Below are 21220 nucleotides of genomic sequence, written 5' to 3' on the forward strand. Positions count from 1 at the left end.
TTTATTCTTCATGGCGCAGGTTCAGCTTGGCCACCGCCGAAGCGCCCACGCGGAACAGCGCCGGGTTGGGGGCCTCTACCGCGATCTTGACCGGGAAGCGCTGCGAAACGTGCACCCAGTTGATGTTGCGCGACACGTTGGGCAGCCCGCCCAGCACTGTGCCGCCGTCGTCAGGCTGCACGCCGTAGCTGATCGATTCCACCTTGCCGCTGAAGGTCTGGCCGGCGTCGCTCATTAAATACAGCGTGGCCGGCACGCCGGGATGCACGCCTTTCAGGTCGGTTTCGCGGAAGTTGGCGACCACGTACCAGTGGCGGGTGTCGATCAGCGTGAACACCGGTTTGGCGCTGGAGGCATATTGGCCGACGGTGGTTTTCAGGGAGGCGATGCGGCCGTCGAACGGCGCTCTCACCTCGGTGAACTCCAGGTTCAGTTTGGCGATGGCGATGTCGGCCTGCACTTCGGCACGCTGCGCGACCAGGGCTTCGACGCCGCTGACGGCGGCTTCCGCCTGTTTCGCCTGCAGCAATGCGGCCTGCAGTTCCGCCTGCGCCGAGCGCTGGGAGGTGCGGGCGGTTTCCACTTCTTCCGCCGAAACGTAGTTCTTGCCGAGCAGCTTCTGCCGGCGGTTGAGGGTGTCGGTCGCCTGTGCCACCAGCGCCTGCGAGCGTTTGACGATGGCGTTCATCGATTCGGCGTTGTACTGCTGCGCGTTGACCGAACGCTGCGTCAGCTTGATCTGTTCATTCAGCATGATCAGGCGCGCTTCGCTGGCCGCCAGCGCGTCCTGGTAAGGGCGCGGATCGATGCGGAACAGCAGATCGCCTTGCCGCACTTCCTGGTTGTCGCGGATCGGCATCTCGATGATGCGGCCGTTCACCTCCGGCACTACGTCGATGGTGTCGGCATAGGCGTAGGCATCGTCGGTAGTGGGGGCGTTTTCCACCCGCCAGACGACGGTGGCGGCCACGATGAGCGTCAACGCCAGGATGGTAAGCACCAGCAGTCTGCGCTTGTTGGAGGTTTGTGGTTGGGTCATGGCGTCAGTCTCAGTGGGGGAAAACCAGTAACCAGGTCAGCATGGCGATCAGCGCGGTCAGCGCCGGATACGTCAGCAGCTGCGGCGCCAGCCAGGCGCGTTTTTCCGGGGTGCGCAGCAGCAGGTGGATCGCCACCATGCCCGCCACGCCGCCGCACAGGCAAAACAGCCAGTCGGGGAACGAAGCGCCGAACACCACCATGGACGGTGCCGGCGAGCACCCGGTGAGCAACAGCGCGGTCAGGCAGGTGATAAGCAGTTTTTTGTCGGGCATAGGGCGTTCTCTGGCGATTGGCTTGGTCGACGGGCCGAATGAAATGACTCTTTTTCAGTGAGTGAGGTCACTGTTTGTCACCCTCATGCTTGCGCAAGGGTAAACTAGAATAAATACTCTACTCTAAACTAGAGGAGTTAATCTAGTTTTTTGTGTCACCCTGCCTTCGCGGCGGCAAATGGGTATAATGCGTTGATGACAGCGGGCAGAAACGAATATGCAAATCGACGAACACATCACCGGGCGAGAGCCGCAGCAGGAAAGAGGGCGGCAACGCGTACAAACCATTCTGGATTCAGCGGCGGCGATCGTGGCGCAGGATGGCCTGGCGGCGCTCAGCATGCAGCGGCTGGCCAAGCACGCCAAAACCTCCATCGGCTCGATGTATCACTTTTTCCCCGATCGCCACGCGGTGATCAAGGCGCTGGCGGATCGGCACACTGAATCGATCGAGGCGCTGGTGCGCGACATGGCGTTGGCCAGCGACGACGAGTGGCGGCGCCTCTCCGCTGAAGCGGTGATCCAGCGGCTGTTTTCTCCCTATGCGCAGTACCTGCGCGAGCACGCCGACTACCTGCCGGTGATGCGGGAAATGAACCTGCCGGACGAAAAGTCCAGCTTCCTGGCGCTGATCGCCCGAGTGCTGCAGCTGCGCCGCCCCGAGACCGCCGAAGCGGAGATCCTGCAGCAAACCCGGCTGTTGCAAAGCCTGGTGGCCGGCACCTTGCATCACATCTTCAAAACGGCGCCGCAGAGCGTGGCGTTTACGTTGGCGGAGCTGCCCGGCGTGCTGAGCCTGTATCTGGCGGGAAAAGAGGGCAACATCGCTTAGGCGCGAGCGAATTTATTCGCTTGTTTGTCCGCGCCGCCGCTGGCATGATCCCGCTCAGGGATTAACGCAACGTTGATCACAACCTATTGATTTTCATGACTCGGGGTGCCCTTCTGCATGAAGGCTGAGAAATACCCGTATTACCTGATCTGGATAATGCCAGCGTAGGGAAGTCACGGCCGCCCAACCGGCGCCGCCTTCTTGAACGCCGGTTGGGAGGAATATGATCGCTCGACCTGATGCACTACCCGGCGCTCGCGCCGCGGCCTGCCTGACTCAATTCCAACAGCGGCCTCCGCTGATCCACTGCCTGACCAACGAAGTGGTGCAATCGCTGACCGCCAACGTGCTGCTGGCGCTCGGCGCCTCCCCGGCGATGGTGGTGGAGCCGCAAGAGGCGGCGCAGTTCAGCGCGCTGGCCGACGGCCTGCTGATCAACGTCGGCACCCTCAACGCGCTGCGCGCCGAATCGATGCGCGCGGCGGTGGCCGCCGCCAATCGGGCCGGCAAGCCCTGGACGCTGGATCCGGTGGCGGTCGGCGCGCTCTCCTACCGCACCGCCTTCGCCAAACAGCTGCTGGACGAGAAACCGGCGGCGATACGCGGCAACGCCTCGGAAATCATGGCGCTCAGCGGGTTGCTGGCCAGCGGCCGCGGCGTGGACAGCGGCGACGATTCCTTGGCGGCATTGCCCGCCGCGCGTGAGCTGGCGCAGCGCAGCGGCGCGGTAGTCGCGGTCACCGGCGCGGTGGATTACGTCACCGACGGCCAACGCGATTGGGCGATCGAAGGCGGCTCCCCGCTGATGACACGGGTGGTGGGCACCGGCTGCGCGCTGTCGGCGGTGGCGGCGGCGTTTTGCGCCCTGCCGGGCGATCGCCTGGACAACGTGGCGGCCGCCTGCCGGGTGATGTCCCACTGCGGCGGCCTCGCGGCCAGGCAGGCCGCCGGGCCGGGCAGCTTTACGCCGGCGTTCCTCGACGCCCTGTATCAGCTGCGCGGGGAGGATCTGTGATGAAACGCATTAACGCGCTGACCATCGCCGGCACCGATCCCAGCGGGGGCGCCGGCATTCAGGCCGATCTGAAGGCCTTCTCGGCGCTTGGTGCCTATGGCACCTCGGTGATCACCGCGCTGGTGGCGCAGAATACCCGCGGCGTGCAGTCGGTGTATTACATCGATCCGGCGTTTGTCGCCGCGCAGCTGGACTCGGTGTTCAGCGACGTGCGCATCGACAGCGTCAAGATCGGCATGCTGGCCAACGCCGATATCGTGCAGGCGGTGGCCGAACGGCTGCGCCATTACCGGCCGGAATTCGTGGTGCTGGACACCGTGATGCTGGCGAAAAGCGGCGATCCGTTGCTGGCCCCGGAGGCGGTAGAGTCTATCCGGCGCGAGCTGTTGCCGCTGGTGTCGATCATTACGCCAAACCTGCCGGAAGCGGCGGCGCTGCTGGCGTGCGCGCCGGCGGAAGATGAAGCGCAGATGCGCGAGCAGGGGCGGGCGCTGCTGGCGATGGGCTGCCGAGCGGTGCTGATGAAGGGCGGCCACCTGAGCGAAAGCGAGAGCCCGGACTGGCTGTTTACCGCCGAAGGCGAGCAGCGTTTTACCGCGCCGCGCGTCGCCACCCGCCATACCCACGGCACCGGTTGCACGCTCTCGGCCGCGCTGGCGGCGCTGCGTCCGCGCCATGCCGACTGGGCGGCCACGGTGGCCGCCGCCAAGGGCTACCTGCAACAAGCGCTGCAACAGGCGGATACGCTGGAAGTGGGGCACGGCATCGGGCCGGTGCATCATTTTCACGCCTGGTGGTGAGTCAACTTTTTGCCGCAATCGTGGTCTGACTAGTTCAGGCCCGGTTTTATGGGCGAAACCTGATTTAACCTAGGGAGAAGGACTATGACGGGACACCAGGCGCTGCGTTGCGCCCTCTTTGGCGCACTGCTCAGCTTCAGCGCGGGCAGCTTTGCCCAACAAATCGTCACCACATCGGATTTGATTCAGCTGCCGGGGTATCAGGCCAGCTGGCAAAACATGGTGAAAGGCCAGGCGCGGATGCCGGGTTGGGCGCGCAAGGGCGTCGGCACCTCTACGCCGGCGCAGAATCTGAACTGGAAGGGCAAAGAGTATCTGGTCGGCAACCTGTGCAAGCCCCACGACTGCGGCAATAACTTTTTGATCGTGGCGTTCAGCGCGGACAAATCCCAGGCCTGGGGCGTGCGGGTGGAAGTGGAAGATCGGCCGGAAGCCGTCGATCATCCGAAGAAGTATGCCAAGTACCAGTGGCTCGGCAAGCCGAATGACGACATGAAAGCGCTGCTGAAGCAGCAGTTCGAGAACAATCCCGATTGGAAATGATCTGTCCGGGGGCGCCGGTGATGGCGCCCCCGGCGTTGATCAGCCGATGCCGGCCTGATGCAGATCGTGCAGGTTGAGCGCCCCCACCAGCACGCCGTCCATATCGACCACCGGAGCCGCGCTGATGTGTTGTTCGTGCAGCGCTTCCAGCGCCTCCCCGGCGCGCCACTGCTCTGGCAGCCGATAGCCGGGGCGGGTGATCGCCGGGCTGAGCGGATCCTGCAGGCTGTTGCCCTTCACCAGCCAGCGGCGCAGGTCGCCGTCGGTAAATACGCCCACCACCCGCTGCTGCGCGTCGCAGACCGCCACCAACCCCAGCCCGGTGCGGCTCAGTTCCAGCATCGCCTCCATCACGTTGGCGCTTTCGCTCACGCGCGGCAGGCGATCGCCGGTGCGCATCAGGTGATGCACGCGGTTCAGCAGACGCGCGCCCAGGCTGCCGCCCGGGTGCGATCGGGCGAAGTCTTCCGCGTTGAAGCCGCGCTGGCGCATCAGCGCCATCGCCAGGGCGTCGCCCATCATCAGGGTGTTGACCGCGCTGGAGGTGGGCGCCAGCCCCATCGGGCAGGCTTCGCGCTCGACGCCGATATCCAGCACGCAGGCCGCGGCCTGCGCCAGCGGCGACTCTTTGCCGCCGGTAACGGCGATCACCGGAATGCCGTTCTCCGCCAGCAGCGGCAGGATCAGATCCAGCTCTTTGGCGCGGCCGGAGTAGGAGATGAACACCACCACGTCGTCGGCGCCGATCATGCCGAGATCGCCGTGCAGCGCCTCCGCCGGATGCACGAAGAATGACGGCGTGCCGGTGCTGGCCAGCGACGCGGCGATTTTTTTGCCGATATGGCCGGACTTGCCGATGCCGGAAATCACCGCTTTGCCGCGGCAGTTCAGCAGCAGCTCGCAGGCGCAGACGAAGTTGTCATCCAGGCGCGCCAGCAGGCGCTGCGCTTCGGTCAACTCGATCTCCAGCGTTTCGCGGGCGAAGGCGAGCAGGGCGTTGGCGTTACTCATCGGGGTCTCCTACCAGAATGATATTGATGCCTTTCGCCTGCAGGGCGGCGAGGTAATCAGGGTTGATGTCTCGGTCGGTGATCAGCGTGTCGACGGCGCTGAGTTCGCACACCACGTTCGGGCTCTTGCGGCCGAATTTCGAGGAGTCCACCAACAGAATAATGCGGCCGGCGGCTTCGCACATCGCTTTGCTGACGTTGTGCACTTCGTTGAAGGTGGTGACGCCGGCGTTGAGATCGACGCCGTCCGCGCCGATAAACAGCTTGTCGAAGCTGAATTGCTGGAACGCCGATTCCGCCAGGCTGCCGTGGAACGAGGCCGATTTTTTGCGGTAGGTGCCGCCGGGCATCAGGATGGTCTGATCGTTGTCCAGTTCCACCAGCGCGTTGACGATGGTCAGGCTGTTGGTCATCACCGTGATGTTATTGAACTGCGCCAGGTGCGGCACCATCTGCAGCACCGTGCTGCCGGCGTCGAAGATCAGCGAGTCGCCGTCGGCGATCAGCGCCACGGCGGCGCTGGCGATGCGGCGCTTTTTCTCGGTGTTGATATGGGTTTTACGGTCGATTGGCTGATCGCCGTCGTCGCGGCTGAGCACCACGCCGCCGTAGGTGCGGATCACCTCGCCTTCTTCTTCCAGCAGGGTGAGATCCTTGCGGATGGTGGTGCCGGTGGTGGAGAAATGCTCGGCCAGGGCGTCCACCGCCGTTTTGCCATGCCGCTGCAGATATTCAAGGATAGCGGCCTGCCGCTGCTTTGGTTTCATCGCGATTCCCGTTCACAAGAGTTGGGCATTTCCCCTCGCTGAATAATTCACTATGAAAGGTAATGTCTTTTAATGTGAAAATATCACGATTTGGGGTCAATCGCTAACGATAGTGCAGACTGGCATGCGCGATCCTCGGGGAAGATCACATCCGGGCGCAAATCCTGCTGATGCAATCCGTGTAAATGAGGCAGCGGGCGGGGCCGGGCGAAGACGGTCAGGCCGCGCAGCAACAGGCTGCCGCATACCCGCCGATCGTCGTCGAAGGCCAGCGCCAGCACCACCCGTGGGCGAAAACGGCCGCCGGAACGGCCGACGCCCACGGCGCCCAGCCGGCATAAACCGTCGAAGGCGCGGTTGAAACGTTGCAGTTGCCACCAGCCGAAGGCGATTTGCAGCAGCCAGGCCAGCAGCGCGAAGGCGATCAAAGCTTGTGTCATGGGGTTCTCCTTAGGCCCCCTTCCGCGGAAGGGGGCGTCGGTGGCGTCAGAACATCACCTGGCCGCCGGTGATGTTGATCGATTGGCCGGTGCAGTAAGAGGCCTTATCGCTGGCGTAGAACAGCAGGGTGTTCAGTACGTCCTGATAGTCGCAACCGCGCTTCAGCGGCACCTTGTCGATGTAGTACTGCTCCACCTGGTCCGGTGCGATGCCCAGTTTTTGCGCGTACTGCGGCAGCAGCGACTGGAACATCGGCGATTTCAGCAGGTTGCCGAGCATCAGCGAATGCACGGTAATGCCGTATTCCGCCAGATCGAGCGCCAGCGACTGCGTCAGCCCCACGCCGCCGAACTTGGCGGCGCTGTAGCCGGAGTTGTGCTTGCTGCCGACCTTGCCGGACTTGGAGTTGATCTGGATGATGCGCCCGGCGATGCCGTCGCGGATCATCAGGCGCGAGAACTCGCGGGCGCAGAGGAAATAGCCCACCAGGTTCACCTGCAGCGAGCGGTCGAAGTCGCCCAGCGGGAAATCGGTGATTGGCGCCGCCTTGGCGATGCCGGCGCTGTACACCAGCAGGTTGGCCTGGCCGAACGCTCGGTCAACCGCCGTCGCCAGCGCGATCACGCTCTGCTCGTCGGTGGCGTCGGCTTGAAAACCGCAGGCGCTGCCTGTGCCGTACTCTTCGTTGATCTGCTGTGCCACCCGATTGGCGTTGTCGGCGTTCAGATCGGCCACCGCCACCCGATAACCGGCCTGCGCCAGCCCGTGGGACAAAAAGGCGCCTAACGTTTGGCCGCCGCCAATCACTACAGCTACTTCAGACATGGTCTACTCCTTATGCGATAAATGACAGCGTGCTGCCCAACGGGATATCAGTCGGCGTCGGGCCGGATACGTGGATCGAGCCGGGGAATTCGGCCTCGGCTTCGCCGTCGAAGCGCACGGTTACGTGGCCCAGCTCGCGCAGATTCTGCGTGGCGACGCTGCCGACGGCGGTGATGGCGTAGCGCTGCTGCGCCAGTTCCATCACGCCGCCGACCTGCAGCTCGCCGGCGGTTGCGCCGTGGCGGTGGATGAAGCAGAACTCTTCGATATCCGCCGGGGCGCCTTCACGGAAGGTGATCAGCATGTTGTCCAGCAACGCGTCGCGGGCGCAGCCGCCGATCTGCGTGATGGTGGTGTGAAAAATGGTGTGCATAAACGTCTCCCTGGGGATCACATTATTGATAAATGAAGGCCGAGGCGGCCCAGGCGATTAACACCGTCGGCGCGCCGGTCAGGAAGCGGCCGACCAGCACTGAAGGCACGCCGACCCGCACGGTGTCCTGTTTGGCTTCCGCCAGCGACAGGCCGACCGGAATGAAGTCGCAGGCGGCCTGCGCGTTGATGGCGAACAGCGCGGGCAGCGCCAGCTGCGGCGGAATATGGCCGAGGCCGATCTGTACCCCGACCAGCACGCCGATCACTTGGGCGATGACCGCGCCGGGGCCGAGGAACGGCGACAGCAGCGGGAATGAGCAGATCAGCGCCAGCGTCACCAGGCCGATCGGGCTGTTGGCGAGCGGCGTCAGGCCGTGAGCGATAAAGTCTCCGAGGCCGGAGGCCATGATGATGCCGATCAAGGCCGAGACGAACGCCATAAACGGCAGAATGGTCTTCAGCACGGTGTCGATGGTGTCGCGTCCGGCCTGGAAGAACACCGCCACCACCGATCCCATGCCCATGCCGACCTTCGCCAGCAGCCCGTCGCTTTGTTCGGTGATCTTCTTGCTGGTGTCGTAGTCGCGCGCCTTGGGCGGCGCTGCAACCGCGGCGGCGGGTGGGTTCTCCGTCGCGTCGATTCGGCTGATGTTGTGGTCACGCACGCCGGAGACATAGATGTCTTCGAGGATAAACTGCGCCAGCGGGCCGGACTGGCCGGTGGCATGGATGTTGACCGTCGGAATGCGGCGTTTCGGGTACAGGCCGCAGCGCAGGGTGCCGCCGCAGTCGATCACCGCCACGCCGATCTCTTCCGCCGGCGGTTCGCCCTCTTTGAAACCGTCGACGGCGGGCCAGCCGGTCAATTCGCTGAGGCGATCGACGATGGAAGGCCGGGTGCCGGCGGTGATGTACACCACTTTTTTGCCGGGCTCTATCGGCAGCTCCAGGGGGCCGCCCCAGCCGCTGGCGCCTTTTTCAATACGGATATAAGCACTCATGCTGCACTCCACGAATTAAAGTTGCACCTGGCGATCCAGACGGATGCCCATCTTGCGTTCAAACAGACTGGTGGTGAGATCGGTGACCCAGCCGCGGAAGAAGTTGGTGAACAGCCCCACCAGGAAATAGCTCACCGCCAACGGGCCGAGCGGCAGGCCGAGGGTGGTCAGGCCGCTGGCGATGCCGAGGTAAACGAACAGTTCGCCGGGGTTGATGTGCGGAAACAGGCCGTTCATCGAGTGGCAGCTGTAGGAGGCCGCCGCGTAGTAACTCGGCTTGTATTTCTCCGGCATGAAGCGCCCCAGGCTGAGGGTCATCGGGTTGCAGAAGACAAAGGTGCCGATCAGCGGCAGCAGCAGATAACGCGAAACGGGGTTGCCCGCGCAGCGCTGCGCCAATCGTTCGATACGTTCCTGGCCAACAAATTTGATCAGCGCGTTCATGATAACCAACAGGCTGATCAACAAGGGCAAAATGCCGGTCACCATGCCGACAAACACTTCACCGCCTTTCTGAAACAGGCCGATAAACCACTCGGCGCCGTGGGTGATTAGCTCAATCATTATGTTCTCCTGTAATGGACTGATATGGCCTGGAGCGAACGGCGGCTCTGTCGCCATGGGCCTTACAGTAGTCACTTTGTTGGGCTATTTGTTTTAAATGGATCACAATTTGAAAGATAAATATTTTATTTTGAAAGTTTAAAGTGAAAGAAAGAGAAGGTTAACGGTGCGTGAGGCGGGATAACGGGCACAAAAAAGCCCGGCGAACCGGGCTTTGGGACAGGCGGTCCGTCACATCAGGCGATGGTGACCTTCTTGTCCAGATAGGCGTCTTGCACGGCGTTGATCAGCGCCACGCCGTCTTTCATCGATTTCTTGAAGGCTTTACGCCCCAGGATCAGGCCCATGCCGCCGGCGCGTTTGTTGATCACCGCGGTGCGCACCGATTCCTGCAGATCGTTCTCACCGGCGGCGCCGCCGGAGTTGATCAGCCCGGCGCGGCCCATGTAGCAGTTGGCTAACTGGTAACGCACCAGATCGATCGGGTGATCGGTGGTCAGCTTGGTGTAGACGCGATCGTCGGTATAGCCGAATTTCACTGCGCGGTAACCGCCGTTGTTTTCGGCCATTTTCTGTTTGACGATGTCGGCGCCGATGGTGGCGGCGATGTGGTTGGCCTGGCCGGTCAGATCGGCGCTGGAGTGGTAGTCCACGCCGTCCTTGTTGAACGCCGGGTTACGCAGATAGGCCCACAGCACCGTGACCATGCCCAGCTCATGCGCGCGCTCGAAGGCGATCGAGATCTCTTCGATCTGGCGGCGCGACTGTTCGGAGCCGAAGTAAATGGTGGCGCCAACCGCCACTGCGCCCATGTTGAACGCCTGCTCGACGCTGGCGTACAGGGTCTGGTCGTACTGGGTCGGGTAGCTCAGCGTTTCGTTGTGGTTGAGTTTGACCAGGAACGGAATTTTATGCGCGTAGCGGCGCGATACCGACGCCAGCACGCCGTAGGTGGAGGCGACGCAGTTACAGCCGGCTTCAATCGCCAGCTCGACGATGTTCTTCGGATCGAAATACAGCGGGTTGGCGGCGAACGAGGCGGCGGCGGAGTGCTCGATGCCCTGATCGACCGGCAGGATAGACAGATAACCGGTGCCGCCCAGGCGGCCGTGGTTGAACAGGGTTTGCATCGAACGCAGCACGCTGTTGGGGCGGTTGTTATCGATCATTACGCGGTCGACGAAGTCGGCGCCCGGCAGGTAGAGATTCTCGGCGGGGATAGTGGTACAGCGGTGTTGCAGCAGATCTTCCGCTTCCTTTCCTAGCAACTGCACAATATCAGTCATGATTCACTCCCGATTAAGCTTCTTCATACACCGGCAATACAAGGGTTTTTGACCACCGGCGTAGTAAAAAAGCGGTGATTGAAGCTGTAAAGCGATGCTACCGAACTTGATCCGGCAAGGACAAACAATAGATGCGATTGAGAGGAAATGCCATTGGCGTGGCCAAATACGCGGGGGCGATCGCCCCCGGCTTGCTAAGCGGTTGATTATTCGATCTCGAACCACTCGGTGTTCTGCAGGGCGATCGGGGTGATGGAGTAGATCATCTCCTGCAGATGATCGTGGATGGCGCGCTCCGCCGCCTCGGCATCGCGCGCTTTCAGCGCTTCGTAGATGCGGTAGTGCTGCTTGATCAGGCTCTCAGGCGGCGAGACTTCGCTCAGGCTGAGGAAACGCACCCGATCCATGGTGGCCTTGATGGTTTCGATGGTCTCCCACGCCAGCGGGCAGTCGGCAAACTGGGTCAACAGCTGGTGGAACTCGTCGTCCAGCGCCAAAAATTCGCGCGTTTGCCCGTTCTGCGCCGCCAGCTCTTGACGGTGCAGGTTATGCTCCAGCGTCATCAGCTGCGCCGGAGTGGCGCGCTCAGCCGCGCGGCGCACGATGGCGCATTCCACCGCTTGACGGATAAAGCGCCCGTCGGCCACGCGCTTGGCGGAAATCTTCATCACGAAGGTGCCGCGCTGCGGCAGGATCTGCACCAGACCGGCCTCCGCCAGCTTGATGAAGGCTTCGCGCACCGGCTGGCGCGAAACGCAAAAGCGGGTGGAGATCTCTTTCTCGGACAGCAGGGTGCCGGGGGGGATGGTGCAGTCGACGATATCTTTGCGCAGGAAGCGATAGATCTGCTGGTTGACCGGGACGTTGTTGGTGAGACTGTACGTTTCAGACATGGCGACAATCAGGCATCTGGCTGGAATTCGAATGCCACCATACTAGCAGATTATTGGTTGAGGGCGGGGGGATAAATCCACCCGCCGGGCAGGGTAACTCAGTGATGCCAATCCTGATACTCCTGCTTGCGCCGCTCTGGCGCGGTTTCCGGCATCAGGCTCAGGCCGAGGGCCGACACCACGCCCAGCACCATCATGTAGCCGGCCAGCCCGTAGTAATGGCCGCCGGTCACCTGCAGGATCTTCACCGCCAGCAGCCCGAGAATGCCGCTGCCGATCAGCGAGCCGATCTGCCAGATCAGCGCGATGCCGCTGCAGCGCACGCGGGTGGGGAACAGTTCCGGGAAGTAGGAAGCCTGCGGCGCGTAGCACATGCTGTGGCCGAAGGTCAGCACTACAATCATGGCGATCTGCGTCACCCAGAAATTATCGAGGTTGATCGCCATAAAGAACGGCACGATGCACACCACCTGCAGCAGCGCGCCGGCGATGTAAACCGGTTTGCGCCCCAGCCGATCGGAGAGGCGGCCCATCAGCGGAATGGCGAAAATCTCCAGCAGCACCGCCACGATCATCGCCTCCAGCAGAATGCTTTCGTTGAGGTGGTTGGCCTTACCGTAGGCCAGCACGATCACCGTGAACATGGCGAAGGCGCAGGCTTCGATCAGCTTGGCGCACACCCCTTTGGCGATAAGGCCGGGATAGCGGCGGGCCACTTCCACCACCGGCCGGCTCTCCACCGCTTTGGTGGCGCGGATCTGGGTAAACACCGGCGATTCGTCGATCTTCAGGCGAATAAACAGCCCGACCAGCACCAGCAGCAGGCTGAGCAGGAACGGAATGCGCCAGCCCCAGTCCAGCATTTGCGCCGGTGACAGCACGGCGGTCAGCAGCGCGAACAGCCCGGACGGCAGCAGGAAGCCGGCCGGCGCGCCGATCTGCACCCAGCTGGCGTAGAAGCCGCGCCGCGGCGGCGGCGCATATTCGGCGGTCATCAGCACCGCGCCGGCCTGTTCGCCGCCGACGCCGAAGCCCTGCAGCACGCGGATAAAGATCAACGCGATCGGCGCCCAGATGCCGATCTGCTCATAGGTGGGCAGCAGGCCGATGCAAAAGGTGCCGAGGCCGACGATCAGGATGGTGATCACCAGCGCCTTCTTGCGGCCGACTTTGTCGCCGATATGGCCGAACACGATGCCGCCCAGCGGGCGCGCCAGGAAACCGACCGCGTAGGTGGCGAAGGCCGCCAGCGTGCTGATCAGCGGATCGGCGCTGGGGAAAAACAGCTGGCCGAAGAACAGCACCGCGGCGGTGCCGTAGGCGAAGAAATCATAGTATTCGGCGGCGGTGCCGATGGCCGAAGCACTGGCGACGCGCCGCAGCAGCGGTTGATTGCCGGTATTGACGGCATTATGCGTGGTGACGGTCATCGGAAACCTCCCGGTCGGTAAGCGGCAGAGCGGCGACGGCGGCTTTGGCCCCCAGGCTCAGCAGTTGGTGATAAGCGTGGCTGACGGCGTGGACGAAGTCAGGCGAATCGGGCAGATCGCGGCCGAAGACGCTGTCGAGTTGCAGCAGCGCCAGGACGCGGGGCCGCCCTTCCTCGCTGCCGGCGACCAACGCGGCGAGGCGTTCGCGCAGCGGATCGCTGATGGCGATCGGCTCGCCTTGTTCATCGCGGCCGCCGACGTAGCGCATCCAGCCGGCGACGCCCAGCGCCAGGCAGTCGAAGCGGCTGCCGCGCGCCAGATGCCAGCGGATCGCGTCCAGCAGCCGTTGCGGCAACTTCTGCGTGCCGTCCATGGCGATCTGCGCGGTGCGGTGCTTCAACGCGCGGTTGCGGTAACGCTGCAGCAGCGAGTCGGCATACTGCGCCAAATCGACGTTCGGCACCTGCAGGGTCGGCGCCTGTTCCGACAGCATCAGGTGACGGGCGGCGCGGACAAAATCCGCATCCTGCATGCAATCGCCGACGTGCTGATAACCGGCCAGATAGCCGAGATAGGCGAGGAACGAATGGCTGCCGTTCAGCATGCGCAGCTTCATCTCCTCGTACGGCAGCACGTCGCTCACCAGTTCGGCGCCGACCTTTTCCCAGGCCGGGCGCCCCTGGGGAAATCGGTCCTCAATGACCCACTGGCTGAACGGCTCGCAGGCCACGCCGACCTCATCCTCGACGCCGCCCAGCCAGACAAACAGTTGTTCGCGGGCCTCCGGTGTTACCGCCGGCACAATGCGATCCACCATGGTGGAAGGGAAGGCGACCTCTTGACGCACCCAGTCGGCCAACGCCGGATCCTGCCGCTGCGCCAGTTCGACCAGCACCTGGCGCGTGACCTGGCCGTTGGCCGGCATGTTATCGCAGGACATCACGGCGAACGGCGGCAGCCCGCGTTCACGGCGCAGGCGCAGCGCCGCCAGCAGCAGCCCCGGCGCCGACTGCGGCTGTGCCGGGTGGGCGATATCATGCGCGATCGCCGGGTGTTCCGCCATCAGCCGGCCGCTGGCGGGGTGGTGGCAATAGCCCTTTTCGCTGATGGTCAGCGAGACGATGGCGATCTCGGGCTGCGTCAGGGCCGCCAGCACCGCCGCCAGCCCGTCGGTTTGCAGGTGCAGCGCCTGGCGCACCACGCCGATGACCCGGCCCCGCCAGCCGTCGTCGTCCATCTCCGCCACCGAGAACAGCAGGTCCTGTTGCCGTAGATCGGCGATCTTTTGCTGGCCGTGCTGCATGCTGATTTCGCAGTAGCCCCAGTCACTGCCGTGCTCGCTGGCCAGCCTGTCGGCGTACATCGCCTGGTGCGCGCGGTGAAACGCGCCGAAGCCGATATGCGCCATGCGCGGTTTCACGCGCTCACGTGCGTAGCCGGGCCGGATAACGGCGGCCGGCAGCGCGCTGTGGTCGGAAAGTCTCATGTTCAATGTCCCTGGAGAGGTAAGCAAAAAGGGGCGAAGCCGCCCCGTCTGGCGTTAGGGTTTTAAGATTTGCACGCCCGCCGTTGCGCGCGGCGCCTTGATCACCAGCAGCACCAGCAGCGCGCCCAGCGCGGCGACGCCGCCCGCCAGCATAAAGGCGCTGTCGAATTTGCCGGTGTTCTGCACGATGTAGCCGGTGGCGATCGGCCCGATGATGCCGGAGACGCTGCCGATCAAATGAATGAACCCGCTGGCGCCGCCGACCCGGGATTTATGCACCACGTCCTGGATGATCGCCCAGTAGAGAGCGCCGGTAATGTAGAGGAAGAAGATCGACACCGACATCAGCATCACCGCCGGCACCACGCTGCTGACGGTGCCCGCCAACGCCACGCACACCGCCGCCGCCAGCAGGCTGGTGACCAGCACGATCTTGCGTGACAGCAGCAATTTGCCGGTGATGTTGAAGATCTTGTCGGAAATATAGCCGCCGAGCGCCAGCCCGACGAAGCCGACGATCCACGGGATCATCGTGGTCAGGCTCATCTCTTTGATGTTCAGGTTGTGCGCCTGCACCAGATACGAGGGGAACCAGCTCAGGAAGAAGAACAGGATGTAGTTGTAGCAGAAGAAGGCGAAGGCGGTGACCAGAATGATCGGCTGCTTCAGGTAGTAACCCAGCCCGTGCGGAGCGTCGCTCAAGGCGCTTTCCTCGCCGAGATTTTCCTGTTTCAACCGTGCGATCAGCGCCCGTTCTTCGTTGCTGACGCGTTGGCTTTTCGCCGGGTTATCCGCCACCACGAAGAACCACACCAGCATCCAGACGATGCCGATGGCGCAGATGATCATAAACGCCGGCCGCCAGCCGAACGCCAGCGCCAGATAGCCGACGATCGGCCCGGCCACCGCGCCGCCCAAGGGCGAACCGGCGCTGAGCAGGCCCACGGCGGTCGCCGCCTGTTTCTTCGGGAACCAGCCGTTAATCATCTTGTTGGCCGAGGCGCAGATCGGCCCTTCGGCCATGCCGAACAGGACGCGCAGGATCAGCATTGAGTAAAAACCGGTGGCGATCGCCGTCATGCCGCAGAAGATGGACCACAGGCCGACCGCCACGCCCAGCACCAGCGTCGGGCCGAAGCGGTCGACCGCCAGCCCGCCGACGAAGTTGAAAATGGCGTAGCCGAAGAAGAAGCTGCCGAAGATCAGACCGAACTGTTCGGCGTTCAGCATCAGATCCTGTTCGATCATCGGCACGGTGATCGACAGCGCCACGCGATCGAGGTAGTTGATCATGTAGACCATGAACAGCAGGAACACGATGGTCCAACGCAGGTTTTTAAACATAAAGCACTCCACTGGGTGTCGTTTTAATCGTGATGCTTCGTTGTTTGCACGGGCGGCGGGCGCCGCCCCATGCCCCGATGCCGCCTTGGCGTTACTCGAACTGCAGCAGCACCTTGCAGCAGGTGCGCTGATCCCGCTCGAACATCTGCATCGCCCGTTCGACGTCGTCGGCGGGCACGCAGTGGGTGAGCAGCCGCTGCGGGTCCAGTTTGCCGTCCGCCATCCAGGCGATCACCTGCGGGAAGCGCGCGCTGTTCAGGCGCGAAGAGAAGATCGACAGCTCCTTGCTGGTGATGCTCTGCTGGGTCAGGGTGCAGGCGTCGCCGGAAAAGCCCATGATGCCGATACGCGCCGCCGGCGAAGCCAGCGCGATCGCCTCCGGTAAAATGGCGGGGTGGCAAGCGGCATCGACGATCAGCGTCGGCTGAACGCCGCGCTGCTGCAGCGCCTGCGGCAATGCGGCCTCGGCGTTGTTGAATGTTTCGTCGGCGCCGTTGGCGCGCGCCATGTCCAGCCGCTCGGCGATGCGATCGACGACCCATACCTGCTTGACGCCATACACCCCTTTCAGCGTCTGGATCACCGTGAGCCCCATCGGCCCGGCGCCGTAGATCAGCGCGATGTCGTCGGGGCGCGGTTGCAGATGGGCGGTAATGTTGGCGGCGATGCTGAAGGGTTCGATCATCGCGGCGTGGCGATCGCTGATGGCCGACGGAACCGGGTAGGCATTGCGCGCCGGTACGCAGGCGTAGTCGCTGAAGCCGCCGTCGCAGTGCACGCCGATCACCTGCAGCGAGGTGCAGACGTTGGGGCGGCCGACCGAACAGGGATAGCAGTGGCCGCAGCTCACCACCGGGTCTACCGAGACGCGTTCACCGAGGCGCGCCGGATCGACGCCTTCGCCCAGCGCATCGATCAGGCCGAAGAACTCGTGGCCGATCACCCGCGGGTAGCGGGCGAACGGGTTATGGCCGTGATAGATATGGACGTCGGAGCCGCAGATGCCGGCGAATTTCACCTTGACCCGCACTTCGCCGGCCGCCGGTAGCGGCAGCGCGCGCGTCTGGATCGCCAGGCGCCCGGGCTGTTCGATCACGACGCTGCGCATGGTGTTTACCAGTTCCATAAGGTGCCATCCTCCAGACGCGCGACCGGCAGGTAGGCCGGTTCATACGGGTAACGGGCCGCCAGCTTCTCATCGAACTCGATGCCGATGCCCGGCTTGTCGCCCGGATGCATATAGCCGTCGTCGAACGTCCAGCTGTGCGGGAACACTTCGAGCATTTGCTCGGAATAGCCCATGTATTCCTGCACGCCGAAGTTTGGCACCCACAGATCGAAGTGCAGCGCCGCCGCCATGCAGATCGGCGACAGATCGGAAGGGCCATGTGAACCGGTACGCACCTGATACAGTGAGGCGAAGTCGGCGATGCGCCGCATGCCGGTAATGCCGCCCGCGTGCGTCAGGGTGGTGCGGATGTAGTCGATCAGCTGTTCTTCGATCAGCTGTTTGCAGTCCCAGATGCTGTTGAACACCTCGCCGACGGCGATCGGCGTGACGGTATGCTGGCGGATGAGGCGGAAGCAGGCCTGATTTTCCGCCGGCGTCGGATCTTCCATCCAGAACAGGCGATACGGCTCGGCGCTTTTACCGAAGCGCGCCGCTTCGATCGGCGTCAGGCGGTGGTGCATGTCGTGCAGCAGGTGCTCGTTGAAACCGAACTTGGTGCGCACCGCGTCGAACAGTTTGGGGGTGAAATCGAGGTACTTTTCCGTCGACCACAGCTGCTCTTCCGGCCAGTCGCCCTTGGTGGCCGGCTCATAAGCCTGGCCTTTGCCCTTGGCCATGCCGTAAGTGGTTTTCATGCCCGGCACGCCGCATTGAACGCGGATCGCCTTGAAGCCTTGCTCTTTATGTTTGGCGTAGTCGTCGAGCACCTCGTCGATCGAGTGGCCGGTGGTGTGGCAATACACCATCACTCCCGAGCGCGAGGCGCCGCCCAACAGCTGATACAGCGGCATATTGGCGGCCTTGGCCTTGATGTCCCATAGCGCCATGTCGACGGCGGAAATGGCTGACATGGTCACCGGGCCGCGCCGCCAGTAAGCGCCTTTGTAGAAGAATTGCCAGAGGTCTTCGATCCGCTGCGCGTCGCGGCCGATCAACTGCGGGCAGAGGTGATCTTTCAGGTAAGAGGCCACCGGCAATTCGCGCCCGTTCAGCGTGGCGTCACCGAGGCCGATGATGCCGTCATCGGTGGTGATTTTCAGCGTGACAAAGTTGCGCCCCGGGCAGGTGACGAACACCTCGGCGTTGACGATTTTCATAACCTTCACATCCTGTAGCTGCGGAGAGATAGCGCGAAAATACGCCATGAACTAACTACCATACAAGTATGAATTAATGAATTTGCCGGAGAGGATCACATTTGATCGCGAGTGGAAGCGGATGAGCGGAGGGGAAGAAGCGGGGCGCAGCGGCTGCGCCCGACAAGGTCAGCCCAGCAGGGCGCAGTTAGGCGGCAGGCGGCATTCGATGGCCTGTGGCAACACTTCGATGCGAAAATGGCGGCCTTTGAGCGGTTCGCCGTCGAGGTTGAAAGTCATCTCATGCGGCGCGTCGATCTCGAGCCACGGCAGCGCCGCGCTGAGGATGCTGTTGCTCTCTTCGTCGTTGAACAGGGCGGCGACCAGCGCCGGCAGCAGTTCATCGGCGATCAGCAGGCGCAGCTGCAGCAGGCCGTCGTTGATCAGCGCGCTGGGGCACAGTTCCTGGCCGCCGCCGGCCTGTTTGCCGTTGCCGATGCCGATCACCAGCGCCTCGCCGGCCCAGCGAAAGTCCGGCCCGCGGATTTCACAGCGGTCGGCCTGCAGCGTATCCATGCGCAGCAGGCCGTGCACAAAGTAGGACACGCCGCCCAGCGCCGCCTTCAGCTTCTCCGGCGTTTCGGTGGTGATGCGGGTGCCGAAGCCGCCGGTGGCCATGTTGATGAAATAGCGCTCGCCGTTGACCTTCGCCAGATCGATAGGCACCGAGCGGCCCTTGATCGCCAGCTGCAGCGCCAGTTCGGGGGACGGAGGGATATTGCACGCCATGGCGAAGTCGTTGGCGGTGCCGAGCGGCAGGATGCCCAGCGCCGGCCGGTTGTGCGCCGGCAGCTGCACCAGCGCGGCGGCCACTTCGTTGATGGTGCCGTCACCGCCGCCGGCGACGACGGTGCCGACGCCGAGCTGCGCGGCTTCCGCGACATAGCGCGCGGCATCGCCGTGCTCCCAGGTGACGCGCACGTGCAACGTTATCTGTTCTTCGCGCAGCCGGTTGACCGCCTGACGCAGCTCTTCGTTACCGGCGCCTTTGCCGTTGATGATAAGCAGGGCGGACGTATGTGAGTGTTGAGGCATTGCCGATATCCTCCGGCGGAAAACCAAGAATGCCTCAAGATAAACCAGCTGCCGCCACCAGGCCATCAGAATATTCAGCTAATTCCGGTTATTTCCCGGCGCTCAGTGAATATGAAGCAATGCGAATTTATCTGAATTTTACGCGGAAATAAGCAAAGTGTTAAAGAAGCGAGGATTAATCGCTGTAGCGTTATTTATATATCGAAGCGGCGTGATTATTATTATTAAAACGGATAATGGGAATAAGTTATGGAAATTGGCGTGGTGGAAAAAAATAGGCGCACCCATAAAGAAAAAGCCAGCCCAAGGGAGATTGGGCCGGCTAAGGAGGTGGTTCCTAGTATTGCTATGCAAATATTTTCGTTGTTCGTTTTAAGCAGCGTGATAGTAACCAAGCTGCGCGCACATTGATGTGATCCAATTCTAATATTTGCTAAAAATCGCCGCCGAATGACGGCGATTCATTTTTATACCCCGGCGCTATTTTCTTCCGCCAAATTGCGGATCAGCAACGCATAATTGAGATCGATATCCTGCGGGATCGGCAAATAAACGATATGGCCGTTGCCCGGCGCCACCTCAATCGATTCGCCTTTCTTATTTTTCATGCTCTCGAGGGTGAACACCACGTTGCCGCCCGGTGTCATCATTTCGACGCTGTCGCCGAGCGCGAACTTATTCTTCACGTCGACTTCCGCCCAGCCATCACGGCGCACGCCGGTGAATTCGCCGACGAACTGCTGGCGCTCGGAGAGCGAGGAGCCGTAGTCGTAATTCTGCTGCGCTTCGTGCACGTGGCGGCGCAGGAAGCCTTCGGTATAGCCGCGGTGCGCCAAGCCTTCCAGCGTGGTGAGCAGGGTCGGATCGAACGGTTTGCCGGCGGCCGCGTCGTCGATGGCGCGGCGATAGACCTGAGCGGTGCGGGCGCAGTAGTAGAAGGACTTGGTGCGCCCTTCGATCTTCAGCGAATGCACGCCGAGCTGCGTCAGACGCTCCACGTGCTGGATGGCGCGCAGATCCTTGGAGTTCATGATATAGGTGCCGTGTTCGTCCTCGAAGGCGCTCATATATTCGCCTGGCTTTTGCGCTTCAGACAGCATGAACACCTTGTCGGTGGGCGCGCCGATGCCCAGCGTCGGCTCGACGGTTTGCACCGGGATCGGTTCGTGCAGGTGCACGATATTGCCGGTGTCGTCCTCTTTGCCTTCTTCCGCTTTGTACTGCCAGCGGCAGGCATTGGTGCAGGTGCCCTGATTGGGATCGCGCTTGTTGATGTAGCCGGACAGCAGGCAGCGGCCGGAGTAGGCCATGCACAGCGCGCCGTGGACGAAGATCTCCAGCTCCATGTCCGGCACTTCGGCGCGGATCTCGGCGATCTCTTCCAGCGACAGTTCGCGCGACAGGATCACGCGGGTCAGGCCCATTTGCTTCCAGAACTTCACCGTCGCCCAGTTAACGGCGTTGGCCTGCACCGACAGGTGGATGTCCATCTGCGGGAAGGCTTCGCGCACCATCATGATAAGGCCGGGATCGGACATGATCAGCGCATCCGGGCCCATATCGATAACCGGCTTCAGATCGCGCAGGAAGGTTTTCAACTTGGCGTTGTGCGGGGCGATGTTCACCACCACGTAGAACTTTTTGCCCAGCGCATGCGCTTCGTTGATGCCCTGCGCCAGATTCTCGTGGTTGAACTCGTTGTTGCGCACCCGCAGGCTGTAGCGCGGCTGGCCGGCGTAAACCGCATCGGCGCCGTAGGCGAAGGCGTAACGCATATTTTTCAGCGTGCCGGCCGGGGAGAGAAGTTCTGATGTAAACATAGTGTGTCTCGGTCTGATTTCAGGTCAGCACCACGCCACCTGATGGCGCAGTAAAAGCGGGGGATTGTAGCCG

23 protein-coding genes and 1 riboswitch are annotated in these 21220 nt (G+C 62.7%); of the genes, 5 read left to right on the forward strand and 18 right to left on the reverse strand.

Annotated elements, in window-relative coordinates:
* Position 1: 1 nt before the first annotated feature.
* A complete protein-coding gene (gene mdtN, locus ACMGGK_RS05130; RefSeq protein WP_420276742.1) occupies positions 2–1039 on the reverse strand; it encodes a multidrug transporter subunit MdtN in 1038 nt (345 codons plus the stop codon).
* 10 nt (positions 1040–1049) lie between these two features.
* Positions 1050–1313 carry a YtcA family lipoprotein gene (locus ACMGGK_RS05135; RefSeq protein WP_004941494.1) on the reverse strand — a complete coding sequence of 88 codons (264 nt, stop codon included), beginning with the start codon at positions 1311–1313 and terminating at the stop codon, positions 1050–1052.
* 217 nt (positions 1314–1530) lie between these two features.
* On the opposite strand from ACMGGK_RS05135, the gene ACMGGK_RS05140 reads away from it, so the two are divergent.
* The 4 genes from ACMGGK_RS05140 to ACMGGK_RS05155 all read left to right on the forward strand — a co-directional run bounded on the left by ACMGGK_RS05140 (position 1531) and on the right by ACMGGK_RS05155 (position 4503).
* On the forward strand, positions 1531–2145 hold the full coding sequence (locus ACMGGK_RS05140) for a TetR/AcrR family transcriptional regulator (RefSeq protein WP_033639635.1): 615 nt from the start codon (positions 1531–1533) through the stop codon (positions 2143–2145).
* A gap of 91 nt (positions 2146–2236) precedes the next feature.
* A riboswitch (TPP riboswitch) is annotated at positions 2237–2333 on the forward strand.
* Positions 2334–2368: 35 nt separating this feature from the next.
* The gene (thiM, locus tag ACMGGK_RS05145; protein WP_028128367.1) at positions 2369–3160 is read left to right on the forward strand and encodes a hydroxyethylthiazole kinase; all 792 of its coding nucleotides are present in this window, start codon (positions 2369–2371) and stop codon (positions 3158–3160) included.
* A complete protein-coding gene (gene thiD, locus ACMGGK_RS05150) occupies positions 3160–3960 on the forward strand; it encodes a bifunctional hydroxymethylpyrimidine kinase/phosphomethylpyrimidine kinase (protein ID WP_016926689.1) in 801 nt (266 codons plus the stop codon). Before thiM ends, thiD begins: the two co-directional genes overlap by 1 nt.
* An 84-nt stretch (positions 3961–4044) precedes the next feature.
* On the forward strand, positions 4045–4503 hold the full coding sequence (locus tag ACMGGK_RS05155) for an inhibitor of vertebrate lysozyme family protein (protein ID WP_016926690.1): 459 nt from the start codon (positions 4045–4047) through the stop codon (positions 4501–4503).
* A gap of 39 nt (positions 4504–4542) precedes the next feature.
* Here ACMGGK_RS05155 and gutQ read toward each other — a convergent pair whose 3' ends face one another.
* The 15 genes from gutQ to yegS all read right to left on the reverse strand — a co-directional run bounded on the left by gutQ (position 4543) and on the right by yegS (position 19327).
* Positions 4543–5514, reverse strand: coding sequence for an arabinose-5-phosphate isomerase GutQ (gene gutQ / locus ACMGGK_RS05160; protein ID WP_016926691.1), 972 nt, complete (start codon positions 5512–5514; stop codon positions 4543–4545).
* Complete coding sequence (gene srlR, locus ACMGGK_RS05165; RefSeq protein ID WP_016926692.1) at positions 5507–6280, reverse strand: glucitol operon DNA-binding transcriptional repressor SrlR; 774 nt, start codon at positions 6278–6280, stop codon at positions 5507–5509. Before srlR ends, gutQ begins: the two co-directional genes overlap by 8 nt.
* 83 nt (positions 6281–6363) lie before the next feature.
* Positions 6364–6720 carry a transcriptional regulator GutM gene (gutM, locus tag ACMGGK_RS05170; RefSeq protein WP_164053248.1) on the reverse strand — a complete coding sequence of 119 codons (357 nt, stop codon included), beginning with the start codon at positions 6718–6720 and terminating at the stop codon, positions 6364–6366.
* 46 nt (positions 6721–6766) lie between these two features.
* On the reverse strand, positions 6767–7546 hold the full coding sequence (gene srlD / locus ACMGGK_RS05175) for a sorbitol-6-phosphate dehydrogenase (protein WP_028127783.1): 780 nt from the start codon (positions 7544–7546) through the stop codon (positions 6767–6769).
* Between the two features lie 10 nt (positions 7547–7556).
* The gene (gene srlB / locus ACMGGK_RS05180; RefSeq protein ID WP_033639642.1) at positions 7557–7919 is read right to left on the reverse strand and encodes a PTS glucitol/sorbitol transporter subunit IIA; all 363 of its coding nucleotides are present in this window, start codon (positions 7917–7919) and stop codon (positions 7557–7559) included.
* Positions 7920–7941: 22 nt separating this feature from the next.
* Positions 7942–8922 (reverse strand): PTS glucitol/sorbitol transporter subunit IIB, encoded by a 981-nt coding sequence (gene srlE / locus ACMGGK_RS05185; RefSeq protein ID WP_016926695.1) that lies wholly within the window; start codon positions 8920–8922, stop codon positions 7942–7944.
* 15 nt (positions 8923–8937) lie between these two features.
* A complete protein-coding gene (srlA, locus tag ACMGGK_RS05190) occupies positions 8938–9486 on the reverse strand; it encodes a PTS glucitol/sorbitol transporter subunit IIC (RefSeq protein ID WP_004941528.1) in 549 nt (182 codons plus the stop codon).
* Positions 9487–9722: 236 nt separating this feature from the next.
* The gene (fbaB, locus tag ACMGGK_RS05195; protein WP_015378749.1) at positions 9723–10772 is read right to left on the reverse strand and encodes a class I fructose-bisphosphate aldolase; all 1050 of its coding nucleotides are present in this window, start codon (positions 10770–10772) and stop codon (positions 9723–9725) included.
* 206 nt (positions 10773–10978) lie between these two features.
* Positions 10979–11665 carry a GntR family transcriptional regulator gene (locus ACMGGK_RS05200; RefSeq protein WP_016926696.1) on the reverse strand — a complete coding sequence of 229 codons (687 nt, stop codon included), beginning with the start codon at positions 11663–11665 and terminating at the stop codon, positions 10979–10981.
* A 98-nt stretch (positions 11666–11763) separates the two neighbouring features.
* On the reverse strand, positions 11764–13095 hold the full coding sequence (locus ACMGGK_RS05205; protein ID WP_048325252.1) for an MFS transporter: 1332 nt from the start codon (positions 13093–13095) through the stop codon (positions 11764–11766).
* A complete protein-coding gene (locus ACMGGK_RS05210; protein WP_197759098.1) occupies positions 13076–14581 on the reverse strand; it encodes a mannitol dehydrogenase family protein in 1506 nt (501 codons plus the stop codon). The genes ACMGGK_RS05205 and ACMGGK_RS05210 overlap by 20 nt, the downstream gene beginning before the upstream one ends.
* A 54-nt stretch (positions 14582–14635) precedes the next feature.
* Positions 14636–15925, reverse strand: a complete 1290-nt coding sequence (locus ACMGGK_RS05215; protein ID WP_015378745.1) for an MFS transporter — start codon at positions 15923–15925, stop codon at positions 14636–14638.
* 91 nt (positions 15926–16016) lie between these two features.
* Positions 16017–17033: a Zn-dependent oxidoreductase gene (locus tag ACMGGK_RS05220; protein ID WP_110147594.1), complete on the reverse strand. Its 1017-nt coding sequence runs from the start codon at positions 17031–17033 to the stop codon at positions 16017–16019.
* Positions 17034–17038: 5 nt separating this feature from the next.
* The gene (manD, locus tag ACMGGK_RS05225; RefSeq protein ID WP_016926700.1) at positions 17039–18253 is read right to left on the reverse strand and encodes a D-mannonate dehydratase ManD; all 1215 of its coding nucleotides are present in this window, start codon (positions 18251–18253) and stop codon (positions 17039–17041) included.
* 168 nt (positions 18254–18421) lie between these two features.
* The gene (yegS, locus tag ACMGGK_RS05230) at positions 18422–19327 is read right to left on the reverse strand and encodes a lipid kinase YegS (protein WP_143779312.1); all 906 of its coding nucleotides are present in this window, start codon (positions 19325–19327) and stop codon (positions 18422–18424) included.
* Between the two features lie 249 nt (positions 19328–19576).
* On the opposite strand from yegS, the gene ACMGGK_RS05235 reads away from it, so the two are divergent.
* Positions 19577–19738, forward strand: coding sequence for a hypothetical protein (locus ACMGGK_RS05235; protein ID WP_162838157.1), 162 nt, complete (start codon positions 19577–19579; stop codon positions 19736–19738).
* A 56-nt stretch (positions 19739–19794) separates the two neighbouring features.
* On the opposite strand, the gene yegQ is transcribed toward ACMGGK_RS05235, so the two are convergent.
* Positions 19795–21147 (reverse strand): tRNA 5-hydroxyuridine modification protein YegQ, encoded by a 1353-nt coding sequence (yegQ, locus tag ACMGGK_RS05240; RefSeq protein ID WP_420276743.1) that lies wholly within the window; start codon positions 21145–21147, stop codon positions 19795–19797.
* Positions 21148–21220: the final 73 nt, after the last annotated feature.

The sequence above is a fragment of the Serratia sp. BNK-33-b genome (assembly GCF_048684565.1).
Taxonomy (GTDB): Bacteria; Pseudomonadota; Gammaproteobacteria; order Enterobacterales; family Enterobacteriaceae; genus Serratia; species Serratia marcescens.

Coding starts and splice junctions, on each gene's coding strand:
- ACMGGK_RS05155 (WP_016926690.1), top strand. CDS start 4,045: ATGACGGGACACCAGGCGCTGCGTTGCGCCCTCTTTGGCGCACTGCTC.
- yegQ (WP_420276743.1), bottom strand. CDS start 21,147: ATGTTTACATCAGAACTTCTCTCCCCGGCCGGCACGCTGAAAAATATG.
- srlA (WP_004941528.1), bottom strand. CDS start 9,486: ATGATTGAGCTAATCACCCACGGCGCCGAGTGGTTTATCGGCCTGTTT.
- fbaB (WP_015378749.1), bottom strand. CDS start 10,772: ATGACTGATATTGTGCAGTTGCTAGGAAAGGAAGCGGAAGATCTGCTG.
- ACMGGK_RS05140 (WP_033639635.1), top strand. CDS start 1,531: ATGCAAATCGACGAACACATCACCGGGCGAGAGCCGCAGCAGGAAAGA.
- ACMGGK_RS05220 (WP_110147594.1), bottom strand. CDS start 17,033: ATGCGCAGCGTCGTGATCGAACAGCCCGGGCGCCTGGCGATCCAGACG.
- ACMGGK_RS05135 (WP_004941494.1), bottom strand. CDS start 1,313: ATGCCCGACAAAAAACTGCTTATCACCTGCCTGACCGCGCTGTTGCTC.
- mdtN (WP_420276742.1), bottom strand. CDS start 1,039: ATGACCCAACCACAAACCTCCAACAAGCGCAGACTGCTGGTGCTTACC.
- ACMGGK_RS05235 (WP_162838157.1), top strand. CDS start 19,577: ATGGAAATTGGCGTGGTGGAAAAAAATAGGCGCACCCATAAAGAAAAA.
- manD (WP_016926700.1), bottom strand. CDS start 18,253: ATGAAAATCGTCAACGCCGAGGTGTTCGTCACCTGCCCGGGGCGCAAC.
- srlB (WP_033639642.1), bottom strand. CDS start 7,919: ATGCACACCATTTTTCACACCACCATCACGCAGATCGGCGGCTGCGCC.
- gutM (WP_164053248.1), bottom strand. CDS start 6,720: ATGACACAAGCTTTGATCGCCTTCGCGCTGCTGGCCTGGCTGCTGCAA.
- yegS (WP_143779312.1), bottom strand. CDS start 19,327: ATGCCTCAACACTCACATACGTCCGCCCTGCTTATCATCAACGGCAAA.
- srlE (WP_016926695.1), bottom strand. CDS start 8,922: ATGAGTGCTTATATCCGTATTGAAAAAGGCGCCAGCGGCTGGGGCGGC.
- thiD (WP_016926689.1), top strand. CDS start 3,160: ATGAAACGCATTAACGCGCTGACCATCGCCGGCACCGATCCCAGCGGG.
- srlR (WP_016926692.1), bottom strand. CDS start 6,280: ATGAAACCAAAGCAGCGGCAGGCCGCTATCCTTGAATATCTGCAGCGG.
- ACMGGK_RS05215 (WP_015378745.1), bottom strand. CDS start 15,925: ATGTTTAAAAACCTGCGTTGGACCATCGTGTTCCTGCTGTTCATGGTC.
- ACMGGK_RS05210 (WP_197759098.1), bottom strand. CDS start 14,581: ATGAGACTTTCCGACCACAGCGCGCTGCCGGCCGCCGTTATCCGGCCC.
- ACMGGK_RS05200 (WP_016926696.1), bottom strand. CDS start 11,665: ATGTCTGAAACGTACAGTCTCACCAACAACGTCCCGGTCAACCAGCAG.
- ACMGGK_RS05205 (WP_048325252.1), bottom strand. CDS start 13,095: ATGACCGTCACCACGCATAATGCCGTCAATACCGGCAATCAACCGCTG.
- gutQ (WP_016926691.1), bottom strand. CDS start 5,514: ATGAGTAACGCCAACGCCCTGCTCGCCTTCGCCCGCGAAACGCTGGAG.
- srlD (WP_028127783.1), bottom strand. CDS start 7,546: ATGTCTGAAGTAGCTGTAGTGATTGGCGGCGGCCAAACGTTAGGCGCC.
- thiM (WP_028128367.1), top strand. CDS start 2,369: ATGATCGCTCGACCTGATGCACTACCCGGCGCTCGCGCCGCGGCCTGC.